This is a genomic window from Microcystis aeruginosa NIES-843, assembly GCF_000010625.1.
Taxonomy (GTDB): Bacteria; Cyanobacteriota; Cyanobacteriia; order Cyanobacteriales; family Microcystaceae; genus Microcystis; species Microcystis aeruginosa.
In genome coordinates, this window is the sequence record NC_010296.1 from 3,402,226 (window position 1) to 3,414,622 (window position 12,397).

Below are 12,397 nucleotides of genomic sequence, written 5' to 3' on the forward strand. Positions count from 1 at the left end.
TTCAACTATGACAGTTACTGAAACTCAAACAAGAAGAGCCGTCCTCAGCCTCCGCCCCGGTCAATTTGTTGTTACGCCTTCGATTGATCAAATTGCCACCCGCGCCTTACGTTATCTAAACTCTGGTTTTTCCATTCATCTATGTGGCCCAGCAGGAACGGGAAAAACCACCTTGGCAATGCACTTGGCCAATTGTTTAGCCAGACCTGTGATGCTAATCTTTGGCGATGATGACTTTACCAGTTCCGATTTAATTGGTAGTCAGTCTGGCTACACCCATAAAAAACTGATGGATAACTATATCCACAGCGTTCTCAAAGTTGAAGACGAGCTAAAACACAATTGGGTGGATTCTCGCTTAACAATGGCCTGTCGCGAGGGGTTTACCCTAGTTTATGATGAGTTCAATCGTTCTCGACCTGAGGTCAACAACGTTTTACTCTCTGCCTTGGAAGAAAAAATTCTCACCCTGCCGCCCACTAGCCATCAACCCGATTACCTACAAGTCAATTCTCAGTTTCGGGCAATTTTCACCTCCAACCCAGAAGAATACTGTGGGGTTCATGCTACCCAAGATGCTTTAATGGATCGGTTGGTAACTATCAATATGCCTGAACCGGACCAACTAACTCAGACAGAAATTCTTGCTCAAAAAACGGGGATTGGTCGAGAAGATGCTTTATTTATTGTCAACCTCGTCAAAACCTTTCGTGTGAAAACTGCGACTGAAAAAACGTCGGGTTTGCGCTCTTGTTTAATGATTGCTAAAGTCTGCGCCTCTCACGATATTGCGGCCAACTCCGCTGACTCGGACTTCCGTGATATCTGCGCCGATGTTCTTTTGTCACGCACAAATTTATCTGTTGATAAGTCAAGAGCGATTTTATGGGAAATCCTCGAGGACAATCCGTTAGAATCCTTATCCTTTCTAGAGGAAGAGGAGCCTTCCGATGCCCAAGTGTCAACTTCTGAGCCTTCGACAGGAAATCAATCGTTAAAAGCCATTCAATCTTTACTGCGAGGCAACTTGCCCCAGCGAAAAGACTAATTTTATACTCTTATTGAGTGAAACTAACTGTGACTTCTTCCACTTTTGCTGGCTCGCTCAGAAACCAGTCAAACAACTCCCTAAAAACAGCAACTCAAGGTTCGAGTTTAGCGGATATACTCGAACGAGTTTTAGATAAAGGAATTGTGATTGCCGGCGATATTTCCGTTTCGATCGCCTCCACTGAACTTATAAATATCCGCATTCGTTTGTTAATTGCCTCTGTTGATAAAGCCAGGGAAATGGGGATCAACTGGTGGGAAGGAGACCCCTACCTCCATAGCCAATCCCAAGCTTTACTAGCAGAAAATCGGGAACTTTCGCTCCGACTCCAAACCCTGGAAACTGAGCTTGAAACCCTAAAATCCTTAACCCAATTGAGTGCAATGGAGAGCCATGATACCAGTCCGAACGATGAAGCACATTCCTCAGATGCGTGAAATTCCTCACTTGAATCCTCAAAGGTTAGGAAATTTACACGAGTTGACGGTTGCCCCTCTTGATAAAGCAAGGGAAATGGCAATTGATGGGTGTCAAGGTTATCCCCACCTCCCTAGCCAATGCCAAGCTTTATTAACAGAAAACCTGGAACTTTCACGCCGACTTCAAGCCTTAAAATCCTTAGCCAAATTGAGTGCAATGGAGAGCCGTGATACCAGTCCGAACGAGCAGGCACATTCCTTATATACATTGAAATTCCTCAATTGAATCCTCAAACGGTAAAGAAGTTTACCGAAAAATTGGGTTGAAAGCCTCGCCCTTTTAGGGCGACTTTATGTGGTGTATGATATTAAGAATAGGGGGCCGGGTAAGCAACCGCTTAAAAAACCCAGTCATCAACCGATGAACGCACCTTGAAAACTAAAGTTATGGGGTTCTCTAGGGGAATGCTCCTATAGGTAAAAGCTCTCAGCGTCAAGTACCAGAGAAACCAATTATTTTAGAGGTTTTGAACTGTATCGTAGGGGCCCCCGAAAACAGGCTTCTGTAAGGTCGCGAAAGTCTGAGGAGAGAACCACCTCTGGGTGGGATTTCGCTAGGAATCTAATTCAAGTGGACTCGTTGAGCCAGAAATTCTCAGCAGTGATGCGAGAAGAATCCACGTCCGTTTACGGCGTGGGGTATGTCAAATCATTATTTTCCCTCAGATAAAATTTCTTGGCCAAGCTCCCCACTAGAGACTCACCGTCAAAAACTGCTCATTTACCAATTCCCACCATGACACTTGCTTGCACACCTTACGATTCTGATAATCAAGCCTTGCTGACCCGTCCAGAAAGTAATAGCCAAGCTGGTTTAGCCCCTTTACTGTTAACTGTCGTGGAACTGGTACGCCAATTGCTCGAAGCCCAAATCATTCGCCGGATGGAAAAAGGGGTTCTCAGTGAGTCTGATTTAGATAGAGCCGCAGAAAGTATCCAAAAATTGCAAGAACAAATTCTCTATTTGTGTGAAATTTTTGAGGTTGAGCCAGAAGAGTTAAATGTCCACTTAGGAGAGTTTGGAACTCTTTTACCGGAAGCAGGGAGTTATTACCCGGGAGAGGAGGGTATTAAGCCTTCTGTGTTAGAATTAGTGGATCGACTCCTCAATACAGGGGTTGTTGTGGAAGGAAATGTTGATCTGGGTTTAGCTCAACTAGATTTAATTCATCTAAAGCTTCGTTTGGTTTTAACTTCTCAGCCGGTTTAATTTGGGAGAATACTGATGACAGTGGGTCTTTATTTATATGGAATATTTCCCGAACCAGTTCCTGACGGACTCGTTTTGCAAGGGATTGATAATGAGCCAGTTCACAGTGAGATGATTGAGGGTTTTAGTTTTCTCTACTCCGCTGCTCATAAAGAGAAGTATTTGGCATCCCGTCGCTATTTAATTTGCCATGAAAAAGTATTAGAAACTGTCATGGAAGCAGGGTTTACAACGTTGTTGCCCCTGCGGTTTGGCTTAGTTATCAAAACCTGGGAATCCGTCACCGAACAATTAATTAGTCCCTATAAAACCCAACTGAAAGAATTATTTGCTAAACTGTCAGGCCAACGAGAGGTTAGCATTAAGATTTTTTGGGATAATCAGTGGGAATTACAAGCGGCTTTGGAGTCTAATCCTAAGTTAAAGCAAGAACGGGATGCGATGATGGGGAAAAACTTAAATATGGAAGAAATTATCCATATAGGTCAACTCATTGAAGCCACTGTATTGCAACGGAAACAAGACATTATTCAAGTCTTTAGAGACCAATTAAATCATCGCGCCCAAGAGGTGATTGAAAGCGATCCGATGACGGATGACATGATTTACAATGCAGCTTATTTAATTCCCTGGGAGCAAGAGCCGGAATTTAGCCAAAACGTTGAAGCGATCGATCAGCAGTTTGGTGATCGCCTAAGAATTCGCTATAACAATTTAACCGCACCCTATACCTTTGCCCAACTTGTCTAAGGAGAGTATTAGTTATGTTTCTCGATCTTTTATTTCTTCCTGTTACCGGTCCTATTGGGGGTCTGATCTGGATTGGGGAGAAAATTCAAGAGCGTGCAGATATAGAATATGATGAGGCGGAAAATTTGCACAAATTGTTATTATCCTTACAACTATCTTACGATATGGGCAACATTTCTGAGGAGGAGTTTGAAATTCAGGAAGAAGAACTTTTATTAAAAATTCAAGCCTTAGAAGAAGAAGAGGCAGAAAACGAATCTGAATCTTCTCTCTAAACTTGCAATCTTTCCCACCACATAGATCATGAACAAAATCACAAATTGTAAGCTTAGTAAGGGCGGATTTGACAAGCTCAAGAACTCGTTGAAGCTTGGTCAGAACTAGCCCTTGGTTAAGCCTTAATATTCTAGGTAAAAAGTTTGGAAATTACTGGAATTATTAGAGGAGTGAGCAACAGTTTTGGGGGAATCAGGTTTTTTAGCTACACTAGGAGGGTTGGCTGTACGCAAATTTTGAATACTTTGTTCTGTAGTCTCAATTTGCTCTGTCACAAACGTGAGACGATTTTTTAATTGCTGAATCTGCCGCTCCATCATTTCTAATTTTTCTTGGATACGTTGTTTTTCAGTAATTAACTTATAAAGCTCAAGTTGGTGATCTGCTTCAGATTGTTTCCGAGGCATGGTGCTAATTTTAGATCTAATTGGTCTGGGTGGACGAGTGGTTGTCATAACAATCCCTGAATAACTTAGAATATTCTAGCATATCAACGCCCCAATATAAAAACTTGTAAAAAATCGTCAATTTTCTTTTGGTCAACCCTATGAAATTGTACAATCTATATACTTACGCTTTTTTGAAAACCCCCATAGAAAGCCTAAAATTACCCGTTGGAATGGCTAACCCATTGTTACTGATAACTGGTGGAGAGCTATCGGCCGTAGTCGAACCCGAAGTTGGTTTAGACACTTTACAAAATGATGATGAACGCTTGATTCAATCCGTTTTATGTCATGATCGAGTCATCTGTCAATTATTTCAACAAACCACTATTTTACCCTTACGTTTTGGCACATCTTTTTTAGAGGCAGAAAATTTACTGACTCATCTTTGTTCTCATGGCCAAGAATATCAAGAAAAAATTGAAGAACTTGAGGGAAAAGGAGAATATCTTTTAAAATGTATTCCCCGTAAGCCAGAGGAGCCTGTACTCTTTTCTGAAAGCAAGGGCAGACAATATTTTTTAGCCAAAAAACAGCTTTATGAAGCCCAACAAGATTTTTATACTTTGCAAGGTTCGGAATGGCAAAATCTCGTGAATTTAATCACCCAAAGCTATCCATCAACGAGGATTATTACTGCTCCGGGGACAGAATCACGAATTTATCTTTTAGTTAATCTTCAAGAAGAACCTTTACTAATCGAGCAAGTCTTGCATTGGCAGAAAGCCTGCCCCCGTTGGGAATTACAATTAGGACAAGTTTCTCCCCCCTATCACTTTACTTAACTTGATTTCTCTATGACTAACTTTAACTTGGTAAATAACTCTCTAAGTCGTTATGACACTCGACATTTAGTTATGTTTAGTGGCAAAGGAGGAGTGGGAAAAACCACCCTTTCCTGTGGATTTGCTCGCCGTTGGGCTAAATTATTTCCCGAGGAACAAATCCTGTTAATCTCAACCGATCCTGCTCATTCTTTAGGGGATGTATTGCAAACAGAAGTTAGCGATCAAGCATCACCTGTAAAAGACTTACCCAACTTAAAAGTTAGGGCATTAGATGCGGAAAAATTGCTCTTAGAATTTAAAGAAAAATACGGAAAATTTTTAGAACTTTTAGTAGAACGGGGCAGTTTTGTTGAAGGAGAAGATTTAACTCCTGTTTGGGATTTAGACTGGCCAGGTTTAGATGAAATTATGGGTCTATTAGAAATTCAACGATTACTTATTGACAATGTTGTAGATCGAATTGTTGTTGATATGGCTCCCTCTGGTCATACCTTGAATTTATTGGGAATTAAAGACTTTTTAGAGATTATTTTAAATTCTTTAGAGTTGTTTCAAGAAAAACATCGTGTTATTTCGCAAACTTTTTCAAAAACCTACAATGCCGATGATGTGGATGACTTTTTAGTCAAAACACAAGCAGAATTAACCGAAGGCAAACGAATCCTACAAGATCGGGATTTTACCCTTTGTTTAATTGTGGCAATTGCCGAACCGATGAGTTTATTAGAAACCGAACGATTACTCAATAGTTTGCATCACTTAAATATTCCCTGCGGCAGCTTATTTATTAATCGAATTCTAACGGATCCTAATCAAAATTTAGATCGCTATAGTGAGCAACAGCAACTCCTGGATAAATTCCTAAAAATTCCAGGTCAAGAGACAATTTTCACCCTGCCCCAACAATCAAAAGAACCCCTAGGAGGTGAGGCATTAGATCAGATCATGAGTCAAATTAAAATCATCGAAAAAGTAGAATTTACTCCCCCGCCTCCTATTCAATGGCCGCAAAAAATTCTGCCGAGTTTTAGTGATTTTATTGACGACAAACGCCAACTCATTATCATTGGTGGCAAGGGTGGGGTGGGAAAAACCACCGTTGCCGCGGCCATTGGTTGGGCGTTAGCTAATCGTCATCCCGATCAAAAAATTAGAATTATTTCTATTGATCCAGCGCATTCTTTGGGAGATGCCTTTGGGACAAAGTTAGGACATCAATCCACACAATTAACTGATAATTTAAGTGGTCAAGAAGTTGACGCTAATATCATTTTAGAAAAATTTCGGGATGATTATTTATGGGAACTGGCAGAAATGATTAGTGGTGAAGGTAAGGAAGAAGGAAACATCAAACTAGCTTATACTCCGGAAGCTTGGCGACAAATTGTAGCTCAATCTCTGCCAGGAATTGATGAAATGTTATCCCTAGTAACAGTGATGGATTTATTAGACCAGAAACAACAAGATTTGATTATTTTAGATACGGCTCCTACCGGTCATCTCCTGCGATTTTTGGAAATGCCAACGGCTTTAGGAGATTGGTTAAGTTGGATTTTTAAGCTTTGGATGAAGTATCAAAATGTCTTAGGGCGTGTAGATTTAATGGGACGGTTGCGAATCTTAAGACAACAGGTGATGTCTGCCCAGAAAAAACTAAAAGACCCCCAACATACAGAATTTATTGGAGTTTTGCAAGCCCAAGATGCTATAGTTGCCGAACAACTGCGATTGACAGCATCTTTGAAAAAAATGGGAGTCTATCAACGTTATGTCGTGCAGAATCGTTATCACGCTAATGAGGAAATTGATTGGGATTTATTCCCAGATCAAACTTTGATTCGCTTACCCAGTTTACCCCGGTCAGTAGAACCTCTAGCCCGGGTAAAAAGCGCGGCAGATCTGTTATTTTAAAGGTAATTAGTCTGCTCAAGTCGGACTTCTTCACCCCATCTATCACCCAGTCCCCACGGCAATTCTCATTTTGAAACGATTTTGCGTTGTTTCAGCGATCTAGAGACTCGTTAAGAATTATTAACCCCTCTAGGTGCAAGGGTTTTAATGTCATGAAACCTTAAAATGAGAATTGCTGCAGTCCCCATCTTTCACTTGACTCAGGAGAAATTTTATGGCAGAATTATTCAAAGGCTTCGAGCAATTATTCGAACTGGCTAAAATCTTGGAAGAGAAACTGGAAAAAGGGGAAATTAAAACCGAAATGCAATTTAATTCCCGTCCCTTGAGTAATATTCCCCGTTCTGGCGGTATTCCCCGTTCAGGGGCAGTTTCTCGTCCGAGCAATTCTGGCGGGGATGATTTTGAGGTCAATCGCAATCGGTCATCTCCCACTGATTCAGGGGTTGAAGACACTGTGACACCGCCCGAAGGACCGACCACGGCTTCCCTTAAAGATGTTGGTGGATTGACGGAAGTGATTAAAGAACTCAAAGAACTAATTGCCATTCCTCTGAAACGCCCTGACTTGTTGGCCAAGTTAGGACTGGAACCCACTCGCGGCGTTCTCTTAGTCGGACCCCCTGGAACCGGTAAAACCCTGACCGCCCGTGCTTTGGCCGAAGAACTCGGTGTTAACTATATTGCCTTAGTCGGACCAGAGGTGATTAGCAAATATTATGGGGAAGCCGAGCAAAAACTGCGGGGAATTTTTGAGAAAGCCAGTAAGAATGCGCCTTGTATCGTTTTTATTGACGAAATTGATAGCATGGCACCCGACCGCAGTAAAGTTGAAGGGGAAGTAGAAAAAAGACTGGTAGCCCAATTGCTGGGTTTAATGGATGGCTTTGCCCAAAGCCAAGGGGTGATTGTTCTAGCGGCGACAAACCGTCCCGACCATCTTGACCCTGCCCTCCGTCGTCCCGGACGGTTTGACCGAGAAGTCCTCTTTCGGGTGCCTGACCGCAAGGGTCGTTTAGAAATCCTCCAAATTCTCACCCGTTCCATGCCCCTAGATGAATCAGTTTCCTTAGATCTGATTGCCGATAATGCGGTGGGATTTGTCGGGTCAGATTTAAAAGCCGTTTGCCAGAAAGCGGCCTATAGTGCTTTGCGGCGCCAGGTTCCTACGATTGACTCGCGAATTCCAGAAACAATGACGGTAGTCCAAGCCGACTTTTTGCAAGCCCTTAAAGAAGTTAAACCGGCGGTATTGCGGTCTGTGGAAGTGGAGTCTCCCCATGTGGACTGGGACAATATTGGCGGACTTGAACAGATTAAACAAACCCTACAGGAGTCCGTGGAAGGGGCATTACTCCATCCGCAATTATATACGCAAACTAAAGCCCAAGCTCCCAAAGGTATTTTACTTTGGGGTCCCCCCGGAACGGGAAAAACCTTATTGGCCAAAGCGGTGGCATCTCAGGCGCGAGCTAATTTTATCAGTATTAATGGACCTGAGCTTTTGAGTAAATGGGTGGGGGCCAGTGAACAGGCAGTGCGTGAGTTGTTTGCCAAAGCTCGTCAGGCAGCCCCTTGTGTGGTTTTTATTGATGAAATTGATACTTTAGCACCGGCAAGAGGTCGTTATAGTGGAGATTCAGGAGTGAGTGACCGGGTTGTGGGACAAATCCTCACGGAGTTAGATGGGTTGCAAACGGCGGCAACGATTTTAGTGATTGGAGCCACTAATCGCCCAGATGCTTTAGATCCAGCCTTATTGCGAGCGGGACGGTTAGATTTACAGTTAAAAGTTGATTTACCCAATGCCTCCAGTCGTTTAGCAATTCTGGGGGTTCATAATGATGAACGTCCTTTAGAGGATGTGGATTTAGGCTATTGGGCCGAGGCAACCGAAGGCTGGAATGGCGCAGATTTAGCGTTATTATGTAACCAAGCGGCACTGATGGCAATTCGTCGTTATCGCCATCAGGGAATGACTGACCCGGCTGAGATTCGCATTACAACGGCTGATTTTAATCATGCTTACCAACTGTTGGTTGAACAGCGTGCCAATTGATTTTTTTTCCCCCTTGCTTTAGTAGGGGGGAGAATCTCAATTCAGGAAAACCATCGTAAAAAGGAAAATTTTCAAAAATGTCTGCAATCATGGGTCTAATACTAAATCCGGTTATTAAAAACGGTTCTTCGGTTTGTCTTATGCAACGGACAGGGTTACAAGGAATGAAACTCTTATATAGAAAGACATTCGGGGATTTATGTCAATTGTTTTCGATCTAGAGCGAACTAATCAATTAAGTCTCTTGCCAGATAAGGATTTAGTCGATTTATGCCCCCCTATTGAACCATACCAAGTAACGAAGAACCTTAAAAACTGATTATTTATTTCCCCTTTTGCATGAGTGCCTATCCTGATATGTAGCCTATACTCAACGGATTTAGTATAACTTTGTCTTGATAATTTACAAAACGATTGGAACCTGAAGAAGAAAAATTATTACGGGGTTTAACTGACAGTGTTTCTCAAAAAACTGATGTTTACTTTTCCTGTTGTCTTCTTGTTGCTAATTGGTCTAAAATTTCGGCGTGAACTTGGCGAGTAATTGGATAAAAATAGGCAAGAATTAAGCTAATGATCAGAAAAAATGCTGGTAAAGGGGCAATTGCTAGGCGAATTGCTATTAAAGCACTATCTGGCTGCAGGGGAATTGCTTCTCCTGGGATTCTCGGTTTAAAACCCGATGTTTCTAGAGCAATACCGACAAGAAATAACCCCAAAGCTAGACCAATTTTTTGCAAAAGTACCATGAAAGCATAAAAAATACCTTCTCGACGTTTTCCTGTTTCTAATTCGTCTAATTCAATCACATCGGGAACCATTGACCAAGGAATTAAATAGGCCACAGATACGCCAAATCCCGCCAAAACTGCCAAAGCATACATTAAAGTTATTTCTCCTGGTTGGAGCAAAAATAAACCAATTTGGGCAATAATCCAGAATGTCATCCCTAAAAAATAGACTATCTTTTTGTCTAATTTCTGACTAACTGCTTGCCAGAAAAATAACATCACTAAAGCTGTTCCCTGTACTGCCAAAGCGACTAAACCCGATTCTGCTTCCGATAGTCTCATGTAGCTGACGACGTAGTAAACCAAAATCGAGGCGGTTAATTGTACTCCTAACCAAGCACAAAGATAGATGCCAATAACGTATAAAAAGGGACGATTACCAAAAACTATTTTTAATTGTTCTTTCAGGGGAATAGTTTCGGTATTATTATCCGCTTCTCTCTGTTTAATTGCTGCGCTATCCTTGAGATGATTTTCAGTTTTGCCATAGTAAAGGGTTAACCCCGAAACTATCCCTTGTATTCCTAATAAAATTGTGGAAATAGCGATAAAGTCTCTGGGATTCACCCCAATTTTTCCTAGTCCATAGACCAAGGAAAGCGCACCGATAACTATAAAAGCAATTGCCAAAACTTTTTTCTGGGGAGAATTGAGAATCGCTTTTGCTCCTCGTTCTTGTAAAGCTAAAGCGCACCAAATAACTGCTATAATCGACATTAAAGCACAAACTACACCTAACAATAAAAAAGCTTGATGGAGATCGTTGGCATAGGACGATGAGACGATAATATAGAGAATTAATGAGAGAATGCTGCCCCCGATGGAAAAGGCAAAACGAAAACTATTTAAGCGGGTTCTCTCATTATAATCATAAGTTAATTCAGGGGTGAGTGCCTGGTAAGGAAGATTGACTACTGTATAGGTTAAATTAAAGATAATGCCGATAAAAATATAATATAAAAATAGCCATAATTGGTTATTAGTCGGGATTAACCACAGTAAAAAATAGCTAATTCCGAAGGGAATCGACCCCAATAACATCCATGGTAAGCGACGACCCCAGATAGTACGAGTTCGATCGCTCCACATGCCAATAATCGGATCGTTAATAGCGTCGAAAATTCTCACCACCATCAGCACACTACCAGCTAATCCTGCCGATAATCCTGCCACATCAGTGAGGAAAAATAGCAGGTAAAATACCGAGATATTGGCAGTGATAGCCGGTCCCAAATCCCCCGCACCATAGGCGATTTTTGTGGTTAAATTGAGTCTTTCAGAAGTCAAATGAGCCATAAAAGCAATTATAGAGACTAAAATAAGCTTAACTGTTCTGGGAGCAGTTGAGGAACTTTAATTTTTTTTGTCTCTAGTAATTCCTGAAAATATCTAGGGTTTGCTGAAAAAGTTTGTTGGTGGGGTTAGGAGTCAGGAGTCAGGAGTCAGGAGTCAGTAGCTGGTCGTTTCAGGCTTTGTTGCCCTCTTTTTTTGTACCAATTTATGTACTACGAGAGGGATAATGCAAGGTTTTTGAGAGTCCCAATCGGATTTTCGCAGCATGAACATCGGATTTTAACAGGTCAAAAGCCTTATTTTAAAAGGGTTTTACCATTATTCAGCAAACCCTATCTAGCGTTAAAAGGGAAGATTCCCCGATGACACAAGGGACAAAGAAATAGCTTGATCTTTGGCATCCCGGAAAATTCTGACTATTTCCCCGTCCTTCACTTTTTATCTATCGCCTTGACCAGCATTATGAGCTAAACTGACTAATATCAGTTATTTTAGCTATCAGCATCGGAATTCCCCTTATTCTGGCAGTTAAGTAGGGTCTGCTGAAAAAGTTTTTCCTGGGGGCAGGGTGTGGGGTGTGGGGTGTGGGGTGTGGGGTTTTACCGGTTTTGAGGTGGCCAATTACCTAATTTTCAGGGAAAAAGTCCCGGAATTTTCCCCCTGATCACTCCCATGCCGGGTACTTTTTGATTGACAAAAAGTCTAAAAGTCTTACCCAACAAGGTTTTTAGATTTATTCAGCCAACCCTAAGTAGGTGGGTGGAATTAAATATAAGATGAACGTAGGTTGGGTTGAAGCATGAAACCCAACTCCCGCATGGGTTACGCTACCGCTAACCCATCCTACAAATAATTGTGCCTCCCTACTTACAAGCGAGAAGATCGCCCAGATTGTTCTTTTTCGGACTGTTAGCGGTTAGGATCTATTACTGGGGAGACGATCGAAATAGATCAAGAAAGTGTGATAGTACAGATAAGAGATCGGGGAAAATTTTTTCGCCAAACCTAAAACTTTTTGACGCTGACGTTCTATGATGCCTCATATCTTCCTATTTTTAGAGATTTTTTCCCAAGAAGGCGGTATTCAATCATATATCAAGGATGTCCTGCAAGCTTATCTCACTTTGCCCGATTGCGAGGCGGCCGAGGTTTTTTTACTGCGGGATGCCCCTGATTGTCCTAATCCTTTCAAAAATCAAGGTATTACCTTTCATTACCTGAAAAATAACTCAGCAACTCTCGGACGCATTCAATTAGCCCTTAAGTTTCTAGTTTCTCTCCTCCGGAAACGTCCCCAACGGGTTTTTTGTGGTCATATAAATTTAGCCCCCCTCTTTGTCACT

The 12,397-nt window shown here is 41.8% G+C and carries 11 protein-coding genes and 1 pseudogene; 10 read left to right on the plus strand and 2 right to left on the minus strand.

What is annotated here, in order from left to right:
• The first annotated feature begins 7 nt into the window (after nucleotides 1–7).
• From gvpN to MAE_RS16285, 6 genes are all read left to right on the plus strand, one after another.
• Entirely contained in the window at nucleotides 8–1,048 is a 1,041-nt protein-coding gene (gene gvpN / locus MAE_RS16260) for a gas vesicle protein GvpN (RefSeq protein WP_002796981.1), read from the plus strand.
• A gap of 29 nt (nucleotides 1,049–1,077) precedes the next feature.
• Nucleotides 1,078–1,488 (plus strand): gas vesicle protein, encoded by a 411-nt coding sequence (locus tag MAE_RS16265; protein WP_012266564.1) that lies wholly within the window; start codon nucleotides 1,078–1,080, stop codon nucleotides 1,486–1,488.
• Nucleotides 1,445–1,756 (plus strand): hypothetical protein, encoded by a 312-nt coding sequence (locus tag MAE_RS16270; protein WP_012266565.1) that lies wholly within the window; start codon nucleotides 1,445–1,447, stop codon nucleotides 1,754–1,756. The genes MAE_RS16265 and MAE_RS16270 overlap by 44 nt, the downstream gene beginning before the upstream one ends.
• A 510-nt stretch (nucleotides 1,757–2,266) precedes the next feature.
• Nucleotides 2,267–2,740 carry a gas vesicle protein K gene (locus MAE_RS16275; RefSeq protein WP_002758523.1) on the plus strand — a complete coding sequence of 158 codons (474 nt, stop codon included), beginning with the start codon at nucleotides 2,267–2,269 and terminating at the stop codon, nucleotides 2,738–2,740.
• Nucleotides 2,741–2,755: 15 nt separating this feature from the next.
• Entirely contained in the window at nucleotides 2,756–3,490 is a 735-nt protein-coding gene (locus MAE_RS16280; RefSeq protein ID WP_002796984.1) for a GvpL/GvpF family gas vesicle protein, read from the plus strand.
• A 14-nt stretch (nucleotides 3,491–3,504) separates the two neighbouring features.
• Entirely contained in the window at nucleotides 3,505–3,765 is a 261-nt protein-coding gene (locus MAE_RS16285; RefSeq protein WP_002736124.1) for a gas vesicle protein GvpG, read from the plus strand.
• 123 nt (nucleotides 3,766–3,888) lie between these two features.
• On the opposite strand, the gene MAE_RS16290 is transcribed toward MAE_RS16285, so the two are convergent.
• Nucleotides 3,889–4,221, minus strand: a complete 333-nt coding sequence (locus MAE_RS16290) for a gas vesicle protein (RefSeq protein ID WP_002758520.1) — start codon at nucleotides 4,219–4,221, stop codon at nucleotides 3,889–3,891.
• Between the two features lie 92 nt (nucleotides 4,222–4,313).
• Here MAE_RS16290 and MAE_RS16295 point away from each other — a divergent pair, with 92 nt between their 5' ends.
• From MAE_RS16295 to MAE_RS16305, 3 genes are all read left to right on the plus strand, one after another.
• Nucleotides 4,314–4,997 carry a GvpL/GvpF family gas vesicle protein gene (locus tag MAE_RS16295; RefSeq protein WP_012266566.1) on the plus strand — a complete coding sequence of 228 codons (684 nt, stop codon included), beginning with the start codon at nucleotides 4,314–4,316 and terminating at the stop codon, nucleotides 4,995–4,997.
• A 12-nt stretch (nucleotides 4,998–5,009) separates the two neighbouring features.
• The gene (locus MAE_RS16300; RefSeq protein ID WP_080507004.1) at nucleotides 5,010–6,911 is read left to right on the plus strand and encodes an ArsA family ATPase; all 1,902 of its coding nucleotides are present in this window, start codon (nucleotides 5,010–5,012) and stop codon (nucleotides 6,909–6,911) included.
• A 214-nt stretch (nucleotides 6,912–7,125) separates the two neighbouring features.
• Nucleotides 7,126–8,970 (plus strand): AAA family ATPase, encoded by a 1,845-nt coding sequence (locus MAE_RS16305; RefSeq protein WP_012266568.1) that lies wholly within the window; start codon nucleotides 7,126–7,128, stop codon nucleotides 8,968–8,970.
• A gap of 479 nt (nucleotides 8,971–9,449) precedes the next feature.
• Here MAE_RS16305 and MAE_RS16310 read toward each other — a convergent pair whose 3' ends face one another.
• Entirely contained in the window at nucleotides 9,450–11,057 is a 1,608-nt protein-coding gene (locus tag MAE_RS16310; protein ID WP_012266569.1) for an MFS transporter, read from the minus strand.
• Between the two features lie 1,028 nt (nucleotides 11,058–12,085).
• Here MAE_RS16310 and MAE_RS16315 point away from each other — a divergent pair.
• Nucleotides 12,086–12,388 (plus strand): annotated as a pseudogene (locus tag MAE_RS16315) (glycosyl transferase group 1); the annotation flags it as partial.
• Nucleotides 12,389–12,397 lie beyond the last annotated feature (9 nt).

What these genes read in the sequence shown, in the direction of transcription:
- gvpN (WP_002796981.1), top strand. Translation starts at nt 8, where the DNA reads ATGACAGTTACTGAAACTCAAACAAGAAGAGCCGTCCTCAGCCTCCGC.
- MAE_RS16270 (WP_012266565.1), top strand. Translation starts at nt 1,445, where the DNA reads ATGATACCAGTCCGAACGATGAAGCACATTCCTCAGATGCGTGAAATT.
- MAE_RS16275 (WP_002758523.1), top strand. Translation starts at nt 2,267, where the DNA reads ATGACACTTGCTTGCACACCTTACGATTCTGATAATCAAGCCTTGCTG.
- MAE_RS16280 (WP_002796984.1), top strand. Translation starts at nt 2,756, where the DNA reads ATGACAGTGGGTCTTTATTTATATGGAATATTTCCCGAACCAGTTCCT.
- MAE_RS16285 (WP_002736124.1), top strand. Translation starts at nt 3,505, where the DNA reads ATGTTTCTCGATCTTTTATTTCTTCCTGTTACCGGTCCTATTGGGGGT.
- MAE_RS16290 (WP_002758520.1), bottom strand. Translation starts at nt 4,221, where the DNA reads ATGACAACCACTCGTCCACCCAGACCAATTAGATCTAAAATTAGCACC.
- MAE_RS16295 (WP_012266566.1), top strand. Translation starts at nt 4,314, where the DNA reads ATGAAATTGTACAATCTATATACTTACGCTTTTTTGAAAACCCCCATA.
- MAE_RS16300 (WP_080507004.1), top strand. Translation starts at nt 5,010, where the DNA reads ATGACTAACTTTAACTTGGTAAATAACTCTCTAAGTCGTTATGACACT.
- MAE_RS16305 (WP_012266568.1), top strand. Translation starts at nt 7,126, where the DNA reads ATGGCAGAATTATTCAAAGGCTTCGAGCAATTATTCGAACTGGCTAAA.
- MAE_RS16310 (WP_012266569.1), bottom strand. Translation starts at nt 11,057, where the DNA reads ATGGCTCATTTGACTTCTGAAAGACTCAATTTAACCACAAAAATCGCC.